This is a genomic window from Hymenobacter taeanensis (assembly GCF_013137895.1).
In the GTDB taxonomy this organism is placed as follows: Bacteria; Bacteroidota; Bacteroidia; order Cytophagales; family Hymenobacteraceae; genus Hymenobacter; species Hymenobacter taeanensis.
The window spans coordinates 1,534,142-1,557,964 of sequence record NZ_CP053538.1; the positions used below are offsets into that span (position 1 = coordinate 1,534,142).

The 23,823-nt window shown below is 59.0% G+C and carries 19 protein-coding genes; 13 read left to right on the top strand and 6 right to left on the bottom strand.

Annotated elements, in window-relative coordinates:
- Positions 1-26 precede the first annotated feature (26 nt).
- From HMJ29_RS06505 to HMJ29_RS06520, 4 genes are all read left to right on the top strand, one after another.
- Positions 27-2,189, top strand: coding sequence for a right-handed parallel beta-helix repeat-containing protein (locus HMJ29_RS06505; protein ID WP_171590717.1), 2,163 nt, complete (start codon positions 27-29; stop codon positions 2,187-2,189).
- Between the two features lie 129 nt (positions 2,190-2,318).
- Entirely contained in the window at positions 2,319-3,284 is a 966-nt protein-coding gene (locus HMJ29_RS06510; RefSeq protein ID WP_171590718.1) for an NAD(P)/FAD-dependent oxidoreductase, read from the top strand.
- Positions 3,285-3,503: 219 nt separating this feature from the next.
- Complete coding sequence (locus tag HMJ29_RS06515; protein ID WP_171590719.1) at positions 3,504-6,011, top strand: DUF5686 and carboxypeptidase-like regulatory domain-containing protein; 2,508 nt, start codon at positions 3,504-3,506, stop codon at positions 6,009-6,011.
- Between the two features lie 94 nt (positions 6,012-6,105).
- Positions 6,106-6,381: a hypothetical protein gene (locus tag HMJ29_RS06520; RefSeq protein WP_135530260.1), complete on the top strand. Its 276-nt coding sequence runs from the start codon at positions 6,106-6,108 to the stop codon at positions 6,379-6,381.
- A gap of 164 nt (positions 6,382-6,545) precedes the next feature.
- Here HMJ29_RS06520 and HMJ29_RS06525 read toward each other — a convergent pair whose 3' ends face one another.
- The 3 genes from HMJ29_RS06525 to HMJ29_RS06535 all read right to left on the bottom strand — a co-directional run bounded on the left by HMJ29_RS06525 (position 6,546) and on the right by HMJ29_RS06535 (position 9,519).
- Positions 6,546-8,045, bottom strand: coding sequence for a M28 family metallopeptidase (locus tag HMJ29_RS06525; protein WP_171590720.1), 1,500 nt, complete (start codon positions 8,043-8,045; stop codon positions 6,546-6,548).
- A gap of 205 nt (positions 8,046-8,250) precedes the next feature.
- Positions 8,251-8,679 carry a DUF1810 domain-containing protein gene (locus tag HMJ29_RS06530; protein WP_171590721.1) on the bottom strand — a complete coding sequence of 143 codons (429 nt, stop codon included), beginning with the start codon at positions 8,677-8,679 and terminating at the stop codon, positions 8,251-8,253.
- Positions 8,680-8,805: 126 nt separating this feature from the next.
- Positions 8,806-9,519: an arylesterase gene (locus tag HMJ29_RS06535; RefSeq protein ID WP_171590722.1), complete on the bottom strand. Its 714-nt coding sequence runs from the start codon at positions 9,517-9,519 to the stop codon at positions 8,806-8,808.
- Between the two features lie 249 nt (positions 9,520-9,768).
- Here HMJ29_RS06535 and HMJ29_RS06540 point away from each other — a divergent pair, with 249 nt between their 5' ends.
- From HMJ29_RS06540 to HMJ29_RS06555, 4 genes are all read left to right on the top strand, one after another.
- Entirely contained in the window at positions 9,769-10,482 is a 714-nt protein-coding gene (locus HMJ29_RS06540; RefSeq protein WP_171593272.1) for an ABC transporter ATP-binding protein, read from the top strand.
- Positions 10,479-13,085 carry an ABC transporter permease gene (locus HMJ29_RS06545; RefSeq protein ID WP_244678846.1) on the top strand — a complete coding sequence of 869 codons (2,607 nt, stop codon included), beginning with the start codon at positions 10,479-10,481 and terminating at the stop codon, positions 13,083-13,085. The genes HMJ29_RS06540 and HMJ29_RS06545 overlap by 4 nt, the downstream gene beginning before the upstream one ends.
- A 139-nt stretch (positions 13,086-13,224) precedes the next feature.
- Positions 13,225-13,551, top strand: a complete 327-nt coding sequence (locus HMJ29_RS20315) for a hypothetical protein (protein ID WP_216634096.1) — start codon at positions 13,225-13,227, stop codon at positions 13,549-13,551.
- A 144-nt stretch (positions 13,552-13,695) separates the two neighbouring features.
- Positions 13,696-14,361, top strand: coding sequence for a sce7726 family protein (locus HMJ29_RS06555; protein WP_171590723.1), 666 nt, complete (start codon positions 13,696-13,698; stop codon positions 14,359-14,361).
- Between the two features lie 7 nt (positions 14,362-14,368).
- Here HMJ29_RS06555 and dinB read toward each other — a convergent pair whose 3' ends face one another.
- Together dinB and HMJ29_RS06565 are read right to left on the bottom strand one after the other, a co-directional pair.
- On the bottom strand, positions 14,369-15,451 hold the full coding sequence (dinB, locus tag HMJ29_RS06560; RefSeq protein ID WP_171590724.1) for a DNA polymerase IV: 1,083 nt from the start codon (positions 15,449-15,451) through the stop codon (positions 14,369-14,371).
- Between the two features lie 205 nt (positions 15,452-15,656).
- Positions 15,657-15,992: an ASCH/PUA domain-containing protein gene (locus HMJ29_RS06565; protein ID WP_171590725.1), complete on the bottom strand. Its 336-nt coding sequence runs from the start codon at positions 15,990-15,992 to the stop codon at positions 15,657-15,659.
- 642 nt (positions 15,993-16,634) lie between these two features.
- Between HMJ29_RS06565 and HMJ29_RS06570 the strand changes: the two genes are divergently transcribed.
- Genes HMJ29_RS06570 through HMJ29_RS06585 form a run of 4 tightly spaced genes read left to right on the top strand, consistent with a single transcriptional unit; the run spans position 16,635 to position 21,212 of the window.
- Complete coding sequence (locus tag HMJ29_RS06570) at positions 16,635-17,198, top strand: biliverdin-producing heme oxygenase (RefSeq protein ID WP_171590726.1); 564 nt, start codon at positions 16,635-16,637, stop codon at positions 17,196-17,198.
- Positions 17,180-19,498: an ATP-binding protein gene (locus tag HMJ29_RS06575; protein WP_171590727.1), complete on the top strand. Its 2,319-nt coding sequence runs from the start codon at positions 17,180-17,182 to the stop codon at positions 19,496-19,498. Before HMJ29_RS06570 ends, HMJ29_RS06575 begins: the two co-directional genes overlap by 19 nt.
- Positions 19,499-19,945: a response regulator gene (locus tag HMJ29_RS06580; RefSeq protein ID WP_171590728.1), complete on the top strand. Its 447-nt coding sequence runs from the start codon at positions 19,499-19,501 to the stop codon at positions 19,943-19,945.
- 13 nt (positions 19,946-19,958) lie between these two features.
- The gene (locus tag HMJ29_RS06585; protein ID WP_171590729.1) at positions 19,959-21,212 is read left to right on the top strand and encodes an ATP-binding response regulator; all 1,254 of its coding nucleotides are present in this window, start codon (positions 19,959-19,961) and stop codon (positions 21,210-21,212) included.
- A 36-nt stretch (positions 21,213-21,248) separates the two neighbouring features.
- On the opposite strand, the gene HMJ29_RS06590 is transcribed toward HMJ29_RS06585, so the two are convergent.
- Positions 21,249-22,169 (bottom strand): pirin family protein, encoded by a 921-nt coding sequence (locus HMJ29_RS06590; protein WP_171590730.1) that lies wholly within the window; start codon positions 22,167-22,169, stop codon positions 21,249-21,251.
- A 359-nt stretch (positions 22,170-22,528) separates the two neighbouring features.
- Here HMJ29_RS06590 and HMJ29_RS06595 point away from each other — a divergent pair, with 359 nt between their 5' ends.
- The gene (locus HMJ29_RS06595; RefSeq protein ID WP_171590731.1) at positions 22,529-23,806 is read left to right on the top strand and encodes a tyrosine-type recombinase/integrase; all 1,278 of its coding nucleotides are present in this window, start codon (positions 22,529-22,531) and stop codon (positions 23,804-23,806) included.
- The last annotated feature ends 17 nt before the right edge of the window (positions 23,807-23,823 follow it).

Here is a 23,823-nt window from a genome sequence, read left to right on the forward strand (position 1 = left end):
GCACTACTGGTACTACGCTTGCTAGTTTGAACACAGCAACAACTATTGCCCAAAGCCAAGTAGGTGTAACGGTAGCAACTGGTACAACGGCCGTTGGCGCCGACTTCGGCTTTAATTTTGATGCTGTAGTAAATTCCAACAACTCAGGTCAAGGGTCTTTGCGGCAGTTCATCGTCAATAGCAACGCCCTGACCAATGCAGGCCTTGACCAGGAAGCTTTCAATGGCACCCCGGCTACTGGCACAACTGCCATTGACCCCGCCGCTGGTAGTGAGTACGCCATATTCATGCTCAACGATGGCCGCACTACTGGCACCGCGCTGCCTGGCTTGCGCCTAAACATGACGGCTTCGACTGGCTATAGTGCAACAAATAAGACCTTTACCTTTTCCGGGCTATCTGCATTGCCGACTATCACCGATAACAACACGGCTATTGACGGCAAACTGCAGACAATACTAACCGGAGAAGGTACTACTCCTACTGCTAACAACTTGGCGGGTGAGATTATCTTAGACTTCAGCAACTCCACGACTGGTGGAATTTCCGCTACGGGTGGTAATACCCGTATTGCATCACTGAATATTACGGGTGCTGGTATAGCAGCTGGTAGTAGAGCCTTAAATACCACGGGTGCCGTGCTAGCAGATGGCGCTGCTATAGTATTCACGGGTGCTACCTCCTCTGGCTCTATCGTGACGGACGTAACTGGTCAAAACAACACGATTGCCACTGTGCTTCTGAGTAATGGGGCCCAAGGGGTTACACTTCGCAATAATGTGTTTCGTACGGGCCGCTCAGTGGCAGCAACTGCTAATACAATTGCTTACGATGGAGCTGGTATCCTGCTATCAAACGCCTCTGGCAATACTATTAATAACAACAATATCAGCAACAACAATGGGTTTGGTATTGAGCTAATAAGTGCCAGCAACAATATCATCAGTGGCAATACCATTAGTTCAAATGGGGTAAGCACCACTACGTCAGATGATGCCGGTATAAGCATTACTTCAGGTAACAATAACCTGATTAGCACTAACACCATCACAGGCAACTCGGGGGATGGAATTGTAGCGCTGAGTGGAACTTCTGGCAACCGGTTCACAGAAAACAGCATTTCTGGAAACACCGGCTTAGGCATAGACCTTTCAGCTACTACTACAATTACAGGGGATAACGTTACGAAGAACGCCAGCGGCAAAACAGCTTCCAGCGGCGCCAACGGGCTGCTAAACTTCCCGGTTATCACGCAGGCTAAAATCAGCAGCAGCCGTCTGATTGTAACTGGGTTTGCCCCTACCGGCTCCCTGGTAGAGTTCTATATTGCTGCCGCCGACCCAACCTCATTCGGGCAGGGCACTACTTACCTCTTCAACGCCACGGAAGGTTCCACAGCCGATGGCGATAATAAATCCAGTTCGTACAACAGTGCCTCCTTTGTTCCAAGCTTCGACCAAGGTTCTGAGACTTACGCTAGCCGGTTTATTTTCTCATTCCCTCTGACCGCAACACAAGTAACATCGATAACTAACGCAAAGCTTACTGCTACTGCTACCGTGTTGGCTACTGTTAACAACATAGCGGTTGGCAACACCTCCGAGTTCTCGGGTAATATCACGGCAACTTCGGGCCCACTCCCTGTCAGGCTGGTTAGCTTCACGGCCAAAGCGGCCGGTCAGGATGCCCAACTGGCATGGCGCACGGCCCAGGAACTGCGCAACGACCAATTCGTTGTGGAACGTAGCTTTGATGGTAAGAGCTTTAGCAGCGTAGGCCAAGTAAAAGGTCAAGGCACCACAACTCTGGCTACTACCTACCAGTTCACCGACGAGCAGGTAGCGCCCAAAGCCGCTGGCCAAACGGTATACTACCGCCTGCGCCAGGTTGACTCGGATGGCACCACCAGCTTCAGCACTGTAAAAGCTGTGGCCTTCACTAAAACGGAAGCCGCTATTAATGTAGTGCCTAATCCTGCTTCCAACCAGGCACACCTAGATTTAAGCGCGCTACGCGAAGGCCCTTATCAGGTAACAGTGCTTGACGTGATGGGCCGCTTAGTACATCAGGCGGCAGCTAAGGGTGGCCTAGTGCACGAACTGCCCGTAGGCCAGTGGCCCGCGGGTGTCTACCTGATTCAGGTGAAGGGGCAGGCTGGAACCAAGACTACCCGCCTGATTAAAGAATAAGTGTTTGAATTACCTTCTAAAAAAGGCTCCCAATGATTGGGAGCCTTTTTTTGTGCCTATCAAATGCCAATCGGTGCTAACCACGAGGGCCTTTTAGCGGTATAGATACGTCGTTACCAACCCTGCTTTATGCCTGCTGCAACCACTCCCCGCCACCGCGCCCCTGCCCAGCCTACTACCGACTACGATGTGATGATTATTGGGGCCGGCAGTGCGGGCCTGAGCGCGGCCCTGGTGCTGGGCCGCTGCCTGCGCCGCGTGTTGGTGTGCGACGGCGGCAAACCCCGTAATGCCCCCTCTCCGGCCGTGCATGGGTTCCTGACCCGCGACGGCATGCAGCCCGATGAGCTGCTACGCCTGGGCCGGGAGCAGCTCACGCCATACAAGTCAGTAGAAGTTCGGGAGGCACGCGTTACGCAGGTGGATGTGCTGAGTAAGTACTTCCGCCTGACTCTGGAAGGCGCCACCGGTCACAGCACTACGTATACCACCCGCAAGGTACTACTGGCTACGGGCGTTGATGATGAGTTGCCGCCCCTCGATGGCATGCGCGACCTGTGGGGCAGTGGAGTGCTGCACTGCCCTTACTGCCATGGCTGGGAAGTGCGCGATAAGCCCTTGGCGGTATATGGCAAACACAAGAGCGTGACCGGTCTAGCGTTGCTGGTAAGCCGCTGGAGCAACGACATTACGGTGTGCACCGATGGTTGGAAGGGCCTGACCCCAAACGCCCGCCGCCGCCTGCGCCGCCAGGGCATTACGGTACGAGAGGAGGAAGTGGAGCGCCTGGAGGGCACCCCGGAAGGGGACCTGAAGCACATCGTGTTCAAGACCGGAGAAAAGTTGGCCCGCACGGCGGTATTTATTCACGCGCACCAGCACCAACGCAGCCCTTTTGCGGAGCAGCTGGGCTGCAAGCTCTCCGAAAAAGGCGCCATTGTGGTGGACAAGGACCAGCAAACCTCCGTGCATGGCCTTTACGCCGCCGGCGACATTACGCCCGGCACCCAGCAGGCTTTGCTGGCCGCCGCAAAGGGCTGCCAGGCCGCCATCTGCATCAATGAAACCCTCACCCGTGAAGAATGCCCCAAATGATGTACGCACAGGCAGCTAGGCCAGGTGCAAGCCAGGCCCTCATCATTACAGCAGACACATATTGCCAACCACTTTTGCCACCACCACCACCTTCGACAGCTCATGTACGCAGAGTAGCCAGCTGAGAGAACTTACCGGGTTGCCGGCTTGGTTGTGTTTGGAACCTGTGTATCTTACCCAGTACTACCTTCCCGCCCTCTGCCCTAATTTGTTTACCGCATGAAAATCGTTTACCTGCTGCTACTGCTATTGCTGCTGGTAGGCGTAAGGCCCACTTGGGCGCAGCGTGTAGTGTTTAGTGGCCGGATAACGGAGGCAGCCACGGGTAAGGCGGTTCCCTTCGCGTCGGTGTTTGTGCCGGGTTCCGGGCAGGGTACCACCGCCGATGAGAATGGCCGCTATCAGCTCCCGGTGGCGGCACCCGTTGACTCGCTGGCGGCGTCCGCCATTGGTTTTGGCACGGTGCGCAAACGCGTGAGTGGCCTAGCCACCCATACGGTGAACTTTGCGCTGGGGGCGGGGGCGGTTTCGTTGGGTGAAGTGGTAGTGCGGCCCCGGGAGAACCCCGCTTATGTTATTCTGCGCCGGGTGCAGGAGCACAAGCCGCAGAACAATAAGCGCAACCTCAAGGCCTTTGAGTTCGACAGCTACAGCCGCACGGAGGTGGCCCTGAACAACTTGCCCAGTCAGGTAAGCCGCCGCAAGCTGCTGCGCCAGATAACGCAGGTAGCCGATAGCATGGGCCTGCCGCGCGACGAACGAGGCCAGCCAATAGTGCCGTTTTTCGCCTCAGAAGTGCTTTCGCGCTTTTACCAGAACAACCAGCCCCTGCGCAAGCGGGAGGAGATTAAGCATACCCAGCTACACGGGGCAGCCCCTCGGGAAGGCTCCGTGACGTCGCAGATTCTAGGCTCTTCGTTTCAGGATTGGGATTTCTACCCCAACTGGCAACAGCTGTTGGGCAAAGATTTTATCTCGCCCATTGCCGATGGCTGGAAGTTTACCTACGAGTACGACCTGCTGGACTCTGTGTTTGTAGGCCAGGACTTCTGCTATAAGATTGGAGTGAAGCCCCGCCGGCTGCAAGACTTGGCTTTTGTGGGCACCATCTGGATAACGGCCGAAACCTACGCCCTGCGCCGGGTAGACTTGGCCGTTAGTCCCAAGGCGAACCTCAACTTTGTGGAGCAGGTGCGCGTGAAGCAGGACCTCACGCCCTCGCCGGCTGGGGCGTGGCTGCCCAAACGCACGGCGGTAGTTATCGGGATTAAGCCTACTAAGGGCAGCACGGGTATTTTGGCCCGCTTCACCATCGTCAATTCCAATTTCGACGCCAACCATCCGAAGCCGCTTCCTTTCTATGACCGCCCCCTGGAAACGGCGGCCGATGCCTTCGATGACGCCAAGGACTTTTTCGAGCAGAACCGGCCCGATTCTCTAACCCAGCAGGAGCAAGCAACGCTCATGGTGCTGGACTCAGTGCGCCAGCTGCCCGCCATGCGCAACCTGCTGGAGGTAGCCGATATTGCCGTGAATGGGTATTACCGCGCCGGTAAAATTGACTGGGGGCCCATTCTGACGGCGTATAGCTTCAACAACATTGAGGGCAACCGCTTTCGGGTGGGCTTCCGGACCACGCCGGAGTTTAGCCGCGACTGGCTGCTGCGCCCTTACCTGGCCTACGGCACCCGCGACGGGCGCTTTAAGTATGGCCTGCGGGCGCAGCGCATTCTGGAGCGCCGGCACTGGACGGTGCTAAATTTTGAGCATCGCCACGACCTGGACCAGGTGGCTCTGCTTGATAACGACTACGCCCTGGAGAACCCACTGTTTGAGGCTTCGGCCAGGCTGGGCAACATTACCTCCAGCCGCCCCCTCCTCCGCGACCTGACCACCATTGCCCTGCAGACCGACCTATTTAGGGGCTTTACGCAGCGGGTAATGCTGCGGCGGCAAAGCTTCAACCCGCTGTACCCCTTTGCTTACTACACCCAGGAGCAACGGCCCGGCGCCCCCACCGACGACCACTTCGACTTGTCGGAGGTGGTGGTGGAGTCGCGCTACGCCCGCGATGAAGTGCTGGTGCCCAACAACCAAAACCGCCGCACGGCTATTGGCCTGAAGAAGTGGCCCGTGTTTACCGTGCGCTACACGCTGGGCGTAGATAAGCTGCTGGGCAGCGACTTCCACTATCAGAAATTTAACGTCCTTATTGACCAGAGCATACGGCTAGGCCAGGTGGGCCGCACCGATTACCGCCTGGATGCCGGCCTTATTCCGAGCACGGTGCCCTACCCGCTACTGAAGTCGCACTTGGGCAACCAGTCGCCGTTTTATAACGCGGGAGCGTTTAACCTGATGCGCTACTTTGAGTTTGTGAGCGACCGGTACGTTGCCTTCCGGTTTGAAAACCAATTTGATGGCTTCCTGTTAAACTCCATCCCGGCTATCAAGCAGCTCAACTGGCGGCTGGTGGCCACGGGCAATGTGCTGTGGGGTGGCGTAAGCGACGCCAACCGCCGCATCAACCCCACCGAAGACCCCGTGAATGGTGGCCCGCTACCCACATTTCAGTCGTTGGGCCGCACGCCGTACGCCGAGGTGGGCTACGGTATTGAGAACATTTTCAGAGTGGCCCGCGTCGATTTCCTGCATCGGCTCACGTACCGTAACTCACCTGGGGCCCGTACCTTTGGGGTAAAGGTGAGTTTTCAGTTTAAACTCTAACTTACAGCCAGCCAATCTGCAACGCGCTCTTTTTGGGTGAAGTATGCCGATAAAAGTGAATTAAAAAGGCTGTTTTCTTGTAGAAAGATTCAATATGCCAAAGTACGAAGTTGAAAACCTGACCCTGGCGGAAGCCACCCGCCACGCCCCCTTCGTTGACTACGCCCGCTGCGTAGATGCCAGCCAGCGCCCCTACAACCACGTAGGCGACTGGCCCGAAGAAGGCCAGCTCTACCCCGTTCGGGTGGTAGACTCCCGCACCGAAGGGTTGCCCTTGGTGCACGTTCTCGGCTTCGAGGGCGAAGCCCCGTATTACAACGCCTACGCGCCTCACCGTTTTGAAATGCTGCTGACCGTTTGGCTGAACTAAGCTAACACCCGTATCAGCACATAAAAAAGCCCGGCCTTCTCATGAGTGAGAAGGCCGGGCTTTTTTGCTACCTGCCCGAACTGTCGTTTTGAGCAGGGCGAGTAATCTGGAGACTGGCCTAGAAGCTACCCCAGATTCAGCGCTGCACTCGGAATAACAGGTTATTACCGCTCCAGCTTGAAATCCGGGTCTTGGGTCAGGCGCTGGGGCGTGGCAGAAACGGCCCAGCCGGTGGCGTACATCCAGCGCGTCATGCGGGTGAGCTTAGCCACATCAATGCGCGAGGCCTCGTCACGGGGCGTGTGGTAGTCGGGGTGCAGTAACGTGGTGAAGAACAACGCCGGGATGCCGGCACGGGCGTAGGGCAGGTGGTCACTGCGGAAATACCAGCCCTCGGGGTGCTTGGCGTCGTCCCAGGAGTTATCGAGGGTGAACTTGCTGACGTTCTGGTTGGCTTTCAGGGCCATGTTAACCAGGGCCTCTGAGTTGCGGTGCGGAGCAGTAGAGCCCAGCAGCGCCGCCGAATCGGGGGAGTTGCGGCCCATCATGTCGCCGTTGAGTACGGCCACAATGGAGGATTTTGGTACGGTGGGGTGGTCTACAAACCAGCGGGAGCCCAGCAGGCCGCGCTCCTCGGCGCCGTGCCACACAAACAGGGCCGAACGGGCGCCCGGCCGTTGCTTCCAGGCCCGGCCAATGGCCAGCAGGGCTACGCTTACGGTGGCGTTGTCGTCGGCGCCGTTCCAGATGGAGTCGCCAGCTACGGGCGTCCCGATACCGTCGTGGTCGTGGTGGCCGCTGAACAGCACGTTCTCCTTGCGAAGTTCGGGGTCGGTGCCGGGTACGCGGGCCACTACGTTGATGGAGGGATACTCAAAATCATTCAGGTCAAGCTCGGCCTGAAAACGGGCTTTCGGCGCCTGCAGCGTAGCAGCCATAGCTTGCCGCACGAGCAGCACTGGAATAGGCGCGGGCGGCACCGGCATGGAGGGCAACAAGTACTGCCCATCCTGGTAGCGGTGGCCTACAAACTCCAGGCTGGGCTCAGTCATAGCATCGGCGGCCAGGATGATGCCCGCCACCCCGCGTGCCCGCAGCGCCGCGCTCTGCTGGCCAATAGCAGCCAGGGCGTAGCGCATACCGCGCAAACTGATGTTGGCAACCGGCAGCGGCGTGGGCGGCAGCAGCGACATGGCCACAATCTTGCCGCGCAAATCGCGCCGTACAGTATCAGCCAGGGAGTTAAGCCAGACTACCGGGCCAGTGAGGCGGGCGCTGATGGGCGCCGTAACCCAGGCGTCTTTCCAGAGCGCGAGGGGTTGGCCGTTTAAGCTCATCCGGGAGTTAGGGGCTACCGTGATGCGGTGCAGGGGGTAGAGCTGGAAGTAAGTGCCATCGTCGCCGGCGGGTTGCAGGCCGGCGGCGCGGGCACGCTCCGCTACCCAAATGGCGGCGCGCAGCTCATCGGGGGTACCGGCGCGGCGGCCGCGCATGCTGTCGCTGGCCAATGAGAAAAGGTCGCGGCGAATTTCCGTTTCCCGGATGGCTTCCAGAGCAGGCGGCTCCGTGGGGGATGCTACGCCCGAGGTAGAAGGTGTTCGGGCGCAGCCTGCCAGCAGGCCCAGCGCCAGTGCAGCACCCGGCAGAAGAGTAGTAAAACGCATAAGCAGAAAGGTAAAAAGTGGCTTGCCAAAGCAGGCCGAGGGGATGGTGTTTGTGGTGGGGTAAGATAGGCCGCAGGAGGCATCTATCATATTTCCGACAATAAATTGTAGGGTGGTAATGCAGAAGGAAGCGAGTACCCTGAGCAAGCTTTTAGGTGAGCTAGGATTTTCTCGCTTCACCTGGAGTAATATGGTAGGTAGTGGCCTAGGCGTTGCCTAGCTGCTGCAGCGTTTTCTGGTCTTTGGTGCCGTTGAAGAACTTCTGCAGTACTGCCTCAAATACCGGATCGGGGTTATGAAGCGCGGCAAACAAGGTCATGGAGGACTTCAGCTTTATATCATCGGGGCTGCCTAGCACTTGGGTAGCGTTGTGGCTGTCCAGAGACAATAGTGCCTGGCAGATAGCTACCAGCCGGGGGCCCAGCACGGGGTGGTGCAAGTAGGCCTCAGCCTCCTGCCTGTTCTTAATGGCATAGAACTTCGAGGTTTCGCTAAAGCCCAGCCCGTGTATTTGCGGAAAAATATACCACATCCAGTGGCTACGCTTGCGGCCATTCTTAATTTCGGCCAGGGCCGTGGCGTAATCCGATTCCTGGGCGGCAATAAATCGTTGCAGGGTGTTATCTAAGGCCATTGCGGTCAATAGTTAGAGGAAAGAAGTAGCCCTTGGTGCTCATGTAGCCTGTAACCAAGCAGGGCTCGGCTAGTTTGGCGTGTATTGTTTTACTATGTGATGGCCTACCATCATTGTAAGCATCATTTACGGGGCCACTGTAGCAGGCTGTTGCAGTATGGGCTGTAGCACAGCCCACACGTTGCGGGCTACCAGGCGGTGACCGGCGGGCGTAGGATGAATCCCGTCGCGCTGGTTGAGTTTCCGGACGCCGCCCACTCCTTCCAGCAGAAAGGGAATGAGTTTGACCTGATTTTTCTGAGCCAGCTCGGCGTAGAGCTTCTTGAACTGCGTGGCGTAGTCGGGGCCCATGTTGGGTGGTATTTGCATGCCGGCCAGCACAATCTGCGCCTGGGGGCTGCGGCGGCGCACGGTATCGATGATGGCCTGCAGGTTGCGGCGCGTATCGGGGAGGGGCAGGCCGCGCAGGCCGTCGTTGCCGCCCAGCTCTAGCACAAACACGCTCACCGGCTGGCGCAGCACCCACCCCACGCGGTTGCGGCCCCCGGCAGTAGTTTCTCCGCTCAGGCCAGCGTTTACGATGGTGTAGGCCAGTCCCGCTGAGTCTAGCTTCTGGCCGATGAGTGCCGGAAAAGCTTCCTCAGGCTCTACCCCGTAGCCAGCCGTGATGCTGTTGCCGAAGAACAGAATAGTTTGCGGGGCAGCTTTGCTCGTGGCCTTCGGCGGCTGAGCAGCCGTAGTGGCCGCCGCAGTGGTTTGCGTAGTTGTTTGGGAATCGGAATTACAGCTGACCAGGGCGCACAGGAGCGCGCCACTCAGCAGGGACAAAACAGTTCTCATGTAAGAAGTATTTACTGATAGTTGCGTAACGAGAGAAAGTATGCGCAAGGTTAATGCGTCTGCTAATACGTAAGCGGTTATGTCTGGCCCATGAAGTGCCAGCAGGCGCAATAGCGTAGGCCTCATTGCCAGAAGTCCAGGTGGGTACAGCCAATGACTGGCCTGGTACGCGGCAGCCTAAACAACCTCAGCAACGAGGAGACGCAAATCCGCGTCTCTACATCGTTCATTATTCCTGATTCAACTTAGATATTTTTCGTGCTTAAAGTCGAAAACCTCACCAAGTCCTACTCCAGTGGCGGCCGGGCCCTGACCGTGCTGGAGTCCGTCAGCTTTGAGCTGACCGCCGGCGACACCTTTTCCATTGTTGGGCCTTCGGGCAGCGGCAAAACCACCTTGCTGGGCCTGTGCGCGGGCCTCGACCGGGCCACGTCGGGCAGCGTGTGGCTCAATGGGGTGCAGCTAGATACTCTCTCCGAAGACCAGCGCGCCGCCGTGCGCAACCAATACGTGGGCTTCATCTTCCAGAACTTCCAGCTCTTACCTACCCTCACGGCTCTTGAAAACGTGCAGGTGCCCCTAGAGCTGCGCGGCGAGAAAGGCTCAGCCCGCGCCGCGCAGGAGTTGCTGGCCCGCGTAGGCCTGGCCGGGCGCGGCCACCACTACCCCACCCAACTCTCGGGCGGCGAGCAGCAGCGCGTGTCCCTGGCCCGGGCCTTTGCCAACAGGCCTACCATCTTGTTTGCCGATGAGCCCACCGGCAACCTCGACGCCGAAACCAGTGCCACAGTAGTAGACCTGCTGTTTGAGTTGAACCGCGAGGCCGGCACTACGCTCGTGCTCGTAACTCACGACCTGGAGCTGGCCGCTAAAACCCAGCGAGTAGTCCGGATCAAGGGCGGCACCATGATTTCTGATTCCGGCACCCCTGTTTCATCTGCGGCCTCTTCCTCTGCCCTATGAGCCAGTTACCTTCTGCCGGGCCAGGGGCCGGCTGGTTGTGGCGCATGGCCTGGCGCGACAGCCGCCGCAGCCGGAGCCGGCTGCTGCTGTTTATCTCGGCCATCGTCCTCGGCATTGCGGCCCTGGTGGGCATCAACGGCTTCGGTGATAACCTGGCCCGCACCATTGATGAGCAGGCCCAGGAGCTGCTGGGTGCCGACCTGGTGCTGTCGGCGGGCCAGCCGTTTAAGCCAGATTTTCAGCCCGTTATTGGGCCAGCCGTTGTGAGTGCCAGCTATGAGGCTGCCTTTCCCTCTCTAGTACAGTTCCCGAAGGGCAATGGTGTGCGGTTGGCACAAGTGCGAGCCATTCAGGGTGACTTCCCCTACTATGGTATATGGCTTACTGAGCCCACCGCAGCTGCGCAGGAGTTCCGGCAAGCGTCGCGGACCAACCAGCCTATTGCCCTCGTCGATGATGCCTTGCTCGTGCAGTTTGCGGCCCGCGTCGGCGACTCTATTCGGGTGGGGCGGGTGGTATTCCGCATTGCGGGGCGGGTGCGCAAAACCCCGGGCCAGTCGGAGTTTAATGCGGCAGTGGCTCCCACCGTTTTTATTCCCGGCAACTACCAGCTTACCACTACAGGGCAGCCCGACTCCACCTCGCTGCTTGCACGCACGGAGCTCATTAAGCAAGGCAGCCGGGTTCAGTACCGCATCTATTACAAAATGCAGCCGGGTATAGCCCCGGAGCGGCTGCGCGACCCTTTGATGGACATCCCCAGCCAGGAAAACATTCGGGCCGAAACGGTAGTCAGCCGTAAGGAGCAAACCGGGCGCGCTTTCTCTGACCTTACTCGCTTTCTGAATCTGGTGGCCTTCGTGGCCCTGCTGCTCGGGTGCGTGGGCGTGGCCAGCGCCGTGAGCCTGTATGTGCGCGAGAAGGTGGCCTCAGTGGCGGTGTTGCGGTGCTTAGGAGCCAGCGGCCAGCAAGCCTTACTCATTTACCTGCTGCAAACTGCGCTTATGGGCTTAGTGGGTGCCGTAGTGGGGGCAGCGCTGGGCACAGCCATTCAGCTGGCGCTGCCGCGGCTATTTGCGGGCTTTCTGCCGGTAGCCGTGAACATTACCATCTCCTGGAGCGCCGTAGGCCAGGGCATTTTAACGGGGCTGCTGGTGGCGGTGCTGTTTGCCCTGCTGCCCCTGCTCAGCATCCGGCGCGTGTCGCCGCTGCGCACCTTGCGGGCCTCGTATGAGGAAGACGCCACCCGCCCCGACCCACTCCGCTGGGTGGTATTTGGGCTGATTGTGCTGTTCATTCTGGGGTTTGCGTATCTGCAGACGCGCGACGTGAAGCAGTCATTAGGGTTTGTGGGCGGCCTGGTGGTGGCCTTTGGCGTGCTGGCGGGCGTAGGCCAGGGGCTGCGGCTCCTGGTGCGGCGCTTCTTCCCGGTGTCGTGGAGCTACGTGTGGCGCCAGGGCCTGGCCAACCTGTACCGGCCTAACAACCAGACGCTCCTGCTTACCGTGTCCATTGGGCTGGGGGTATTTCTGATGGCCACGCTCTACCTTCTGCAGGGGCTGTTGCTGAGCCGGGTGCAGCTTTCAGCCAGCGGTAAGCAGCCCAACCTGGTGTTGTTCGATATTCAGACGGAGCAGAAAGCCGGGGTAGGCCAGTTGCTGCAGCGGCGCGGCCTGCCCATCATGCAGGAAGTGCCCATTGTTACGATGCGCCTGACCTCCATCAATGGCCGCACCATCTCCCAGATGAAGAAGGACACGGCCAATGGCCCGTCCACCCGCATGCTCACCCGTGAGTACCGCGTTACCTACCGCGACACGCTCAACCCGGGCTCCGAGAAGCTGGCCGCTGGCCAAACTCCACGGCTCGGGGCCGATGGTATCCCGCGTATTTCCATGGACGAAGATTTTGCCCGCCGGCTCAAGCTTGAGCTCAACGACACCCTGGTGTTCAACGTGCAGGGTGCCCCGCTCACTACCATTCTGGGCGGCACCCGCACCATTGACTGGAGCCGGGTGCAAACCAACTTTCTGGTGGTATTTCCGAAAGGCGTGCTGGAACAGGCCCCACAGTTTCATGTGCTGCTCACCCGCGTGCCCAACAACCAGGCCCTGGGCGCCGTGCAGCGCGACTTGGTGGCGCAATTCCCCAACGTATCGGCCATCGACCTGGGCCTGATTCTGCAAACCCTGGATGATATTCTGAGCAAAATATCCTTTGTGATTCGCTTTATGGCCCTGTTCAGTATTGCCACCGGCGTGGTGGTGCTCATCAGCTCAGTAGTTATCAGCCGCTACCAGCGCGTGCAGGAGAGCGTGCTGTTGCGCACCCTGGGGGCTAGCCGGCGCCAGATTCTGCGCATTACGCTGGTGGAGTATGCCCTGCTAGGCCTGTTGGCGGCCGTGGCCGGACTACTGCTGGCGGTGGGTGCCGCCTGGGCGCTGGCCACCTGGATATTTGAAGTGGCCTTTGTGCCGCAGCTCTCACCCTTGTTGGTATTAGCAGCCTCTACTACGGCGCTTACGGTACTCATCGGCCTGCTCAATAGCCGCGACGTGCTGACTCGACCGCCGCTCGAAATTCTGCGCGGCGAGGCGGGCTAGGCCACTTGTTTACTGGGTGCAGAAGCCTTGCCGTTTCCAATAACAACCTTATGATTACTAGCACGTTAAAGACCTGCCGCAGCACAACAGGCAACTGGTGTTTCCTCGGCTATGTTTCATGCCCTTAATTCCCTTCCCCATGAAAAAAGTATTGGCTGTTGCCGCTTTTCTTGTAGCGGGTGTTGCTACGTCTAACGCCCAAACAAGCACTACCACTACCACGCAGTCGCAGACTACCACCCCAACCCAGGGCACGGTAATCCAGACCACTCCCACCACCACGGAGACAACCAAGTCGACGACGACCACCACCACAATGGACCAGCCAATGTCGGGCACCACGTCGGGTTCAATGATCGAAACACGGTCGGGCACGGGCGTCACCCAAGGTACTGCCACGGGCAAGGCTGATGTAAAAGTCAAAGACAAGAAGCGTAAGTCGAAAGTGAAGGCTGACCCTCAATAAACTAGCCGTAGCGCTTCGCGCTTAGCCGCTAACTCCTAGAAAGCCCGACCGCCAGTGTGTGCGGTCGGGCTTTCTGCTTTAACTTGCTTACCGAAGGTGTGCCCTGTGCCGCCGACTGCCCCCTCGACCTGGCCTCGGCTTCTCATGAACGACCCCGAAATCCGCGCCCTGCTCTACCCGCTACTCACTGAAGGCGTGTACGTTGATGAGCTGCCCACCGGCACTACCCGCGCCGATGTAGTGCACATCACGCCGGCCTTCATGCACGGCTACGAGGTAAAAGGCGACGGCGACACCCTGCAGCGGGTGGCGAACCAGCTCCGCTGCTATGGCGAGGTGTATGACTTCGTGACGTTCATCGTCACGGAGAAGCACCTGGCTAAGCTACTGCCGCTGGTACCCGAATGGGTGGGCGTGCTGGTGGCCGCACCGGGTCAGGAGCTGCGGGTGCACCGGGCGGCCTCCTACAACGCTACCGTAGAGCGCGCCCCGCTGGCTGGCCTGCTGTTACTGGAAGAAGTAAAGCAATACTTGCTGGCCTTAGGCCTCTCGGGCGTGAGCACGTTGCGGCGGCGTGAGGTCATGACCTTCTTGCGTACTACCCAACTGGTGCCTCTTTCCGGCCTGGCCCAGTACGTACGGGAGCGACTAATAGCGCGCCTACCCGAGCGTCTGCTGCACCGCGCTGAGCGCAAAGTCGAGCGGCAGCGCATCGGGAACCGGCGCCGTCGCAAGCCTACCCACAAGGCCAAGGTGAAGGCAAAGGCAAAACCTAAAGCCTCCAAACGCAAGCCGACAAAAGTGGCCTAGCGCCCCCCTATAAGGGTAGCAGCAGCTGGCGACCGGGAGTGTCTTCTCCCATCGTATCAAGGTTAGATAGCGAGGCGCCTAGCAGCCGGATGCCCTTAGGCAGGGGCCATAGGGAGCTGAGCACCTCCCGCCCTACTTGCTCTAGCGCGGCTTGGCTGGTAAAGGGCGCGGGGCAGGTGCGGCTGCGCGTGAGCAGCTGAAAATCGTTGTACTTCACCTTCACCGTGAGTGTACGCCCCAGAACGCCCGTGCGCTCACAGTAGCTCCACACTGACTCCAGCGCCGGCTGTAGGCCACTCATTAACTCCTCCTGAGTAGTTAGGTCTTCCTCAAAGGTGGTTTCGGAGCCCACCGATTTGCGGACCCGGTCGGCTACTACGGGGCGGTTATCGCGGGCGCGGGCAATGGCGTAGTAGTAGGCGCCGGCCTTGCCAAAGTTCTGGCGCAGAAAGGTTTCTGTTTGCTGGCGCAAGTCCCAGCCCGTGAAAATGCCCAACTGATTCATGCGCGCCGCCGTTACGTGCCCAATGCCATGGAACTGGCCTACCATGAGGGCTTCTACGAAGGCCAAGCCCTGCGCGGGCTTTATCACAAACTGCCCGTTGGGCTTGCGGTAATCAGAGGCCAGCTTGGCCAGAAACTTATTGTAGGAGATGCCCGCTGAGGCGGTGAGTTGGGTTTTCTCCAGAATTTTGGCCCTGATTTCCTGAGCCACCTGCGTAGCCGAGGCAAGCTGCTTCAGGTTGTGCGTCACGTCGAGGTAAGCCTCATCCAATGATACCGGCTCAATAAGAGGCGTGTATTCCGCAAAGATCTCCCGAATCTGCAGCGACACTTCCTTATACACCTCAAACCGGGGCTTCACGAAGATCAGCTCAGGGCACTTGCGCTTCGCCACTGAAGAGGCCATGGCTGACCGGACCCCAAACTGCCGCGCCTCGTAGCTGGCGGCCGCTACCACACCGCGCTGCCGCGAGCCGCCCACCGCTACGGGCCGGCCCCGCAGGGCGGGGTTATCGCGCTGCTCCACAGAGGCGTAGAACGCATCCATGTCCAGATGAATGATTTTCCGGCTTTCTTCCTGCTCCACTAAATCGGGTACCTGACTACCCCACGAAGATACAACTCGGCCGCCGTGCCTCAAGGGGCCCTGTGCGGTACGCTCTCCCTAGAAAATCAGAAAGCCGGCCTGGGCCTCACACGCAGTGAACTCAGGTCGGCTTTAGCTATGCCATCGATTGCGGTAGGTACGCTAGGCCACTTCCGGTAACCGGAGCAGCCGGGCGGCTAGTGGCCTACCAGAGCTTGGTGTCGTGAATACCGGCGGGCAGCGGCGGCCGCTCACTCAGGCCCAGCACACACCAGCCGGCTTCAATGCCAAAAGAGCCGCCATGAATAATATAGCTGACCCAGCGCGTAATGCTGCGGCCGCTATACTGCTCGCTTTCCGGCTCGTACTCCCGCAATACCAGCGTGTCGCCCACGCAGAAGTCACGGTCGTTTTCACGGACATCGAAGGGTTTGTCTCCGGCTTCAACCGCCGCGAAGCAGGCTGGCCAGATTTTTAGTTCATGCGTGTGCGCATGGGTATGGGCGGCCGTGGGGCCGAAGGTTGCTAGGGTAGACTGCATGTGAATTCACCAGTAAAGAAAGGACCCGCCCGGGCGCTCAGCGCCAGTAAGTGCCATGGCCCTTTCGGGGTAGAAAATAATACCGGGCACGAAAGCCACCGGTAGTGGTGCATTATGGAGGAGCTTACAGCAGCTAATAACTCGATTTTGGCCGATACTGCTCGCTTACTCCCTTGAGTTGTGCGGCGTTGGCCATTCCGTGGCCGGCGTTTGGTAGCTACTACTGCCTCCCGCCATTCAGCTGCCCTCCGCATAGTTCCTGCACCACAGACTATAACCACAAAGGTAACTAATTCGTGCCGAATGGTTCAGATGGTTGGCTTGCCTGAGCGGGCGCCCCGACTCAAGCAGCTGCTTAAAATGCTTTATGTAACAATAAGTTACCGTTTCCGCATTCATCAGAAAGCAAGGCCAGTGGTGCTAGGTTGGCCCGAGGTGCTCCGGTTTGCGCTACCGCTGCCAGCGGCAGATTGAGCTAATTTTTTCATCTCGCTAAAACCCGGGTTTCGGCCCCCTGAAAATCAAATTGAGGGCTTATATCGCACTATTCTGCCTCTACTATTGGTTTACCCATCTGGCTTCTGCCTACCTCACTTTTTGCCGCGAGCCTTATCTTTACAAACCGTAGCCTGCCTGCTTTCTATGTCCATTACCTCCGGAACCCCTGTCATTCTGCAACGTCTGCGCAGTGAAACCCGCCCCTATCACGACGCCCTGGAGCAGAATGAATTCAACCAGTCTTTATCGGCTGGTCAGGCCTCAGCCGGAGCAACGCAGTGGTTTCTGGCTAAGCTATACGGTTTTCTGAAGCCCTATGAGGCGCGGCTAGACAACCACAGCTTTGGGCCGGCCTGGGACATAGAGCAGCGCCACCGGGCCCACCTGATTCTGGCCGACGTACCTACCAATGCCCCGTTACCCCTGTGCCCCGATATGCCGCCACTTACCACCTGGCCCCAGCTACTGGGGGCCATGTACGTACTGGAGGGCTCTACTCTTGGGGGCCAGGTAATTACGCGGCAGCTTGCCCAGGCGGGCATTGGGAGCCGCACCTACTTTACGGGCTACGCCGAGCAGACGGGCCCCATGTGGAAGCGCTTCTGCCAGCTCCTTGCGGAGGAAGCCACCCCTGCCAACCAGGCCGAGATTGTAGCGTCGGCTAGCCTCACGTTTCAAAAACTACACGCGTGGATCAATCAGCCGTAATATATTCCGATGAGAGCCTGATTAATGCTCCTATCACGCTCACCAATTGCGACCGGGAGCCCATTCATATTCCGGGCTCGGTGCAGCCCTACGGCTTTTTGCTGTGCCTTGACCCCGACACCAAGCAAGTGGTGCACGCCAGCGAAAACACGCAGGCTCTTATTGGCATCTCGGCGCTGGAGTTGGTGGGCAGTGGCCTGGAGCAGTTGCTGAGCCCCGGCACCTTAGCGGAGCTAACCCAGCTCTGGCCTACACTCACGGAGGCGGCCAAACTACTGGGCGTCCGGCTGGAGCAGGTAGCCGGCCAACCGTTCTACAAGCTCATCCTTCACCGCTATGATGCACTTCTGTGGCTGGAGTTCGAGCCCGTGGAGGAAACCGGCGCCAGCGTGCTGGACCTGCCCTCCCTGAACGTAGCGCTGGGCCAGATGCTGGCGGCCACCTCGGTGCTGGAGTTTTGTGAGCACGCCGTGGAGCAAATCCGCGACATTACGGGCTTCGACCGCGTGGTGATGTACCGCTTTGCCGAGGATGCCAGCGGAGAGGTAGTAGCCGAAGCTAAACGCGCCGACCTGGAACCCTTCTTGGGCCTGCACTACCCCGCCACCGACATTCCGCAGCAGGCCCGCGCCATGTACCTCAAAAATTGGCTGCGCTTTATTCCGGATGTGGCCTACGTGCCCGCCCGCCTGCACCCCGTGCTGCACCCCAAGGCCCCACGCCCCCCCGACATGACCCACGCCGTGCTGCGGAGCGTGTCGCCAATTCATATCGAGTACCTGCGCAATATGGGTGTGGCCGCCACCATGACCATTTCCATCATTCAGGATGGTGTGCTCTGGGGCATGATTACCTGCCACCACCTCACCCCGCGCCTGGTGAGCTACGAGCTCCGGGAGCTGTGCTTGTTTATTGGCAAAACGTTTTCGGCGCTGTTGCGCAGTAAGCAGCAGCACGACGACTATGCTTACCAACTGCACATCCGGGAAACCCAGGCCCGCCTGTTTGAGCTGGTAGGGCGGCATGATAACTTCATGGAGGGTCTCTACAAGCGCACGCCTACCGTGCAGGAGGTCATCGACTGCGGCGGGGCGGCTATTTGCTTTGAGGGGGAAATCATTACCCTGGGCACTACCCCTACAGTACCTCAACTACAGGAGCTGCTGGAGTGGCTGGGGCAGCATGCAAGCCAGGAAGACATATTCTATACTGATTCTTATGCCCGCCACAACCCAGCCGGCGTGGCTATGCGTGGCACGGGCAGTGGCCTACTGGCTATTTCCCTCTCGCAGAAGCCCGGCGACTACATCATCTGGTTCCGCCCCGAGCAGATTCAGACCGTGACCTGGGCCGGTAAAACGCAGAAAGCCGAGGTACTGCAGGATGGGCAGCTTCACCTCTCACCCCGGCAGTCATTTGAGGCCTGGAGCCAGACCGTTGATAATACCTCGGCCCCCTGGCGCCCCATGGAGATTGAAGCAGCCCAGGAAATCAGGTTGCACCTCTCCGATGTTCGCCTCAAGATTTTTAATGAGCTGCAGGCCCGGGCCGCCAGCCTGAGCCGCCTCAATACGGAGCTGGAGCGCAGCAACGACGAACTAGACTCCTTCGCCTACGTGGCCTCCCATGACCTGAAGGAGCCCCTGCGCGGCATTCATAACTACTCCATCTTCCTGCTCGAGGATTACGCCGAGCAGCTGGATGCTGAGGGCGTGAGTAAGCTTCAGACCCTGGTGCGGCTGAGCCAGCGCATGGAGTCGTTGATTGAGTCATTGCTGCAGCTCTCCAGAGTGGGCCGTCAGGAGCTCACGCTGGTAGAAACCAATGTGCAAGAGGTGGTAGAAGATGTGCTGGATATGCTGCAGCCCCGGTTTGAGCAAACGGGTACCACGGCCACCATCATCAACCCTTTGCCAATCATCCGCTGCGACCAGGTCCGGATTCGGGAAGTGTTCAGCAACCTGCTCACCAACGCCATGCGCTACAGCGACGACGCCCGGCGGGAGGTGCAAATAGGCCTAGCACCCGCTGCAACGCGCGGCCCCCGCGGTACCGGTGACCCCGAAGACTATTATGTTTTCTGCGTGCGCGATAATGGCATTGGAATTGATCCGAAGCACCACGAGAACATCTTCAAAATTTTCAAGCGCCTGCACACGCAGGAGAAATATGGGGGCGGTACCGGAGCTGGCTTGGCTATTGCTAAGAAAATGGTGGAAAAACACCACGGCGAAATATGGGTCAACTCCGTACTAGGCCAAGGCGCAACCTTCTTTTTTTCTATTTCAAAACACCTGTAAGTGTCAGCCTTATCCCTCAAGCCCATTTTGGTGGTAGAAGATAGCGTGGAGGACTTCACGGCTCTGGGCCGGGCCTTCCGAAAGCACGCGTTGCCCAACCCCATCCTGCGCTGCGAAGACGGCGACCAGGCTCTGGAATATCTGCAAGGGTACGGTAAGCGCCCCGGCTGGCCGCAGCAGCTCCCGGCATTTGTGCTGCTCGACCTTAATATGCCCGGCACCGATGGCCGGGCTGTGCTGGCCGTGCTTAAGCAAGACCCCCAGTTGCAATCTATTCCGGTTATTATCTTCAGCACCTCTACCAACTCCCGCGACATTGAGGAGTGCTACCGGCTGGGTGCTAACAGCTACCTGACCAAGCCCATTGACTACGCCGTGCTGGAGGAGAAAACCCGCCTTTTGGTGAGCTATTGGCTTAATACCTCAGAGCTGCCCTTGCTGGGCTGAGATTGTGTCTTGCGTGAAGAAGATTTTACTTATCGACGATAATGAGCAGGACCGCATGCTGTACAAGCGGTACCTGGGCAAACAGTCTGGCCACGAGCGGTTTGAGATTACGGAAGCCTCCTCGGGCGCCGAGGGTGTGGCCATGTTCCGGGCCCAGCAGCCCGATTGTGTGCTGCTGGATCATAACCTACTGGATACGGATGGCTTAACGCTGCTCAATGACCTTAAGCGGCTTACCCCGCCCGATACCCTGTGCGTGGTGATGATTACGGGCGGTGGCAGTGAGTCTTTGGCCGTGCGGGCCCTTAACACGGGGGCCTTGGACTATCTGGTAAAGCAGCAGTTCGACCAGGAGTTGCTCTATAAGACGGTTGTTCACGCCATCGAGAAAAATGAGTGGCGGCAGTACATGAGCCGGTACCATGCGCAGTTGCAGGCCGTTAACCAGCAGTTACGCGAATCGTTGGAGGAGCTCACTGAAACCCGCCAGCAGATTCAGCAAGCTAACACGCAGCTTACTGCCGCCAATGAGGAAGTGCGCACCCGCAACCAGGAGCTGCGCACCACAAATGAGCAGCTGGCGCGTACCAACGCCGACCTCGATAACTTTGTGTACGCGGCCTCTCACGATTTGCGCCAGCCCGTGCATAACCTGCAAGGCTTGTTTGAGGAGCTGCGGCGCTCTGCCACCTTCCACGACCCGGAAGCCAGCCAGATGCTGCGGCTCATGGAGGAGTCGTTCAGTGACCTTTCCACCACCATTACCGATCTGGCGGCCGTAGTGCAGGCTGCCCGCCCACCCGGTGAGCAGATTACCGAGCAAGTACCGCTGGCCGACCTGACGGCCGACGTTCTGCAAACGTTACGCCCGCAGCTGCAGGATGCGCAGGCCAATATTCAAACGGACTTTTCTACTCTGCCCGAGGTGGAGTTTGTGCGCAGCAGCCTGCGCACGGTACTGCTCAACCTGGTAGCCAATGCCGTGAAATACCGTCACCCTAACCGGGCAGCGCAAGTACAGCTGCGTAGCCGGCGGGCCGGCGGGTACGCCGTGTTGGAGGTGCAAGACAATGGCCTAGGACTTGACCTGGAGCGGCACGGCGCCGAGCTATTCCAGCTGTTCCGCCGTTTCCATCCGAATGCCGGTGAAGGCACGGGCGTAGGCCTATTCCTGGTAAATCGCTTAGTACAAGCGGAGGGCGGGCGCGTGGAGGTAGAAAGCGTGCCGGAGCAAGGCACCACGTTCCGGGTATTTCTGCCAAACTAAGCCCCATAGGCCACTGCTGCTTCCGCATACTCTACCCTATGACAGGGCCTGCGGTGGCGGCGACCCTGAGCCGGCCGGGCGCGTACGGTCTTGGGGTAGGGGCACAAACTCGTGGTTGTCGTTGGGAGGCAGCATAATGCGGCCGGCCTGCCAGTCGGCCTTGGCCTGCTCTATCCGCTCCCGGCTCGACGATACAAAGTTCCACCAGATAAACCGCTCGCCGAGTGGCTCTCCGCCCAGCAACATCAGCGTAGTGGCCTCCGCTGCCACCAGCACCGGGTCGAGGCCGGGGGTAAACACTAGTAGTTGTCCGGCGCCATAGCGGTGGCCGCCCACTTCTAGGCTGCCCTTCACCACATAGGCCCCGCGCTCAGGATACCCCCTGGGCAAGCCAAAGCGGGCACCAGCCTGCAGCACCACGTGCAGATAGAATAGTGGTGAGTGAGTTTTAACGCTGTTCCGGAGCCCAAATGCCTCGCCGGCAATCAGGCGCATCCATACACCTGGCTCAGTAAAGATAGGCAGTTTCTGGGGCTGGTAATTGCTGAATGCTGGAGCGCTTTCTTCATCGGCGGTGGGTAGGGCCACCCAGGTTTGCAGCATTTCCAGGGCGCCGCCAGCCAGGGTAGCGGGGTCCTCGAACCGCTCAGAGTGCGCAATACCGCTGCCGGCCGTCATCCAATTCACTTCCCCCGGCCTGATAATCTGCTCCACGCCCAGGCTGTCGCGGTGGGTTACCTGCCCACCAAAGAGGTAGCTGACCGTAGAAAGGCCAATATGCGGATGAGGCAACACATCCAGGGCGGGCAGCAGCTCCGGAGCTACTTGCACGGGCCCGGCATGGTCCATGAAAATAAACGGCCCCAGCATGCGTCGCAGACGGTACGGCAAAATTCGTTTTACCCCAAACCCGTTACCGAGGTCAGCCGGGCGAGCATCAATTACCAGATCTAGCATACGTGCTTGAATAAGGGTGACACGCCCCAAGGTACTGATTCTGCCAGGCAAAGGCTGGGCTCTCGGGCTAGGCCACTTGCCTAAGTTTGCGTCCAATAAGGCCCAAAAAGAAACAACCCGGCTGCCGTAATGGCAACCGGGTCGCTTAGGTAGCGGGGACTGGAATGCAACCCACATTTTCAGACCGACTGTAAAACACCGTAAAAAGCCCTCTCAATAGCCTGAAAAGGGGTTTTGCGTTTTCACCAATCGGTACAAATCGGGGTAAATATGGTTAAAATCGGCTAGTGTGTACCCCTGCGTGTACCCCGGCAAGGGTACACACCCTATCTTTGAAGTGGCAACTACAAAACACTTCAATGGCTACTGTTTCATTCCACCTGAAAGAGCCGGGGGCAGACCGCCCGACGGCTATTTACGCCCTGCTCACCATTGACCGCCGACACCGTGTCAAAGTCTATACCGGGCAAAGCATTCACCCTGACCGCTGGAACAAGGCCGACCAACGCGCCCAGCTACGCGGCAAAGGCAATGAGCTGAACGGGCACCTGAACGATGCGCTGACCGGCATAAGCGAGCGGCTGCTACTGGCCTACGCCGAGAGCCTGGCTACCGGCACCCTGCCCACGGCCGCCGCCCTACGCGAAGCCGCCGCCCCTGAGCGCCCTGCCGAACCCGACCCCGTAGAAGCGGCTGGCCGTGGGCCGCAATTCTGGCAACGGTATGAGGAATGGGTGAACTACACCCGCGCCGCCGGCACCGTGCGCACGGCACAAGCCCACGCCACCGCCGGCCGGCACTTACGGGAGTTCAGCGACGCCAACGGCTACGCTATTGACTTCGACACCCTGACGCCCACCGTAGGCGACCGTTGGGCAGCCTATCTGCTGAATGTAGCCGGCCTGACCGATAACACCATCAACAAGCACCTGGGGCGGCTCAAAGCCTTTATGAAGTGGGCGGCTAAACGCGGCTACACCGAAAACACCGCCCTTGACCGCGTAAGCTGGGCGCGGCGGGAGCCGGACGTAATTGCCCTGAGCACCGCCGAGCTGGCCGCATTGGAAAACCTGCCTTTACCCGTTGGCTCCCGCCTCGACAAAGCCCGCGCCTGGTTTCTGCTGGCCTGCTATACTGGCCTACGGTATTCCGACCTGGTAAGCATCCGGCCCCAGCACCTACGGCCTGCCACTGATAAGCTGCCTGCCCACCTACGCCTGACTGCTCAGAAAACCCGCGCCGTAGTGAACGTGCCCCTGAGCGCCCGCGCCCTCGATATTGTGAACCGCCTGCTGGCCGGCGAACTAGCTACCCTGAAAAGCCAGCCCATCACCAACCCCGTGCTGAACCGCTTTCTAAAGGAGCTGGGGCCGCTGGCTGGCATAGATTCCCCCGTGGAAGTTATCCGCTACCGGGGCGGCATAGCCGATGTTACCACCTGCCCAAAACACGAAAAGCTGACCGTACACACCGCCCGCCGCACCTTTGTAACCCTGAACCTGGGCAAAGGCATGAGCGCCGAATTTGTCATGAAGCTAACCGGACACACGTCTTACAAATCCTTTCAGCGGTATGTAAACCTGACGCCCCAACGGGTTGCTGAAGAATTTGCTAAGTTTCACGAAATGCCGGATTAAGGGCATTTGATGTGCTT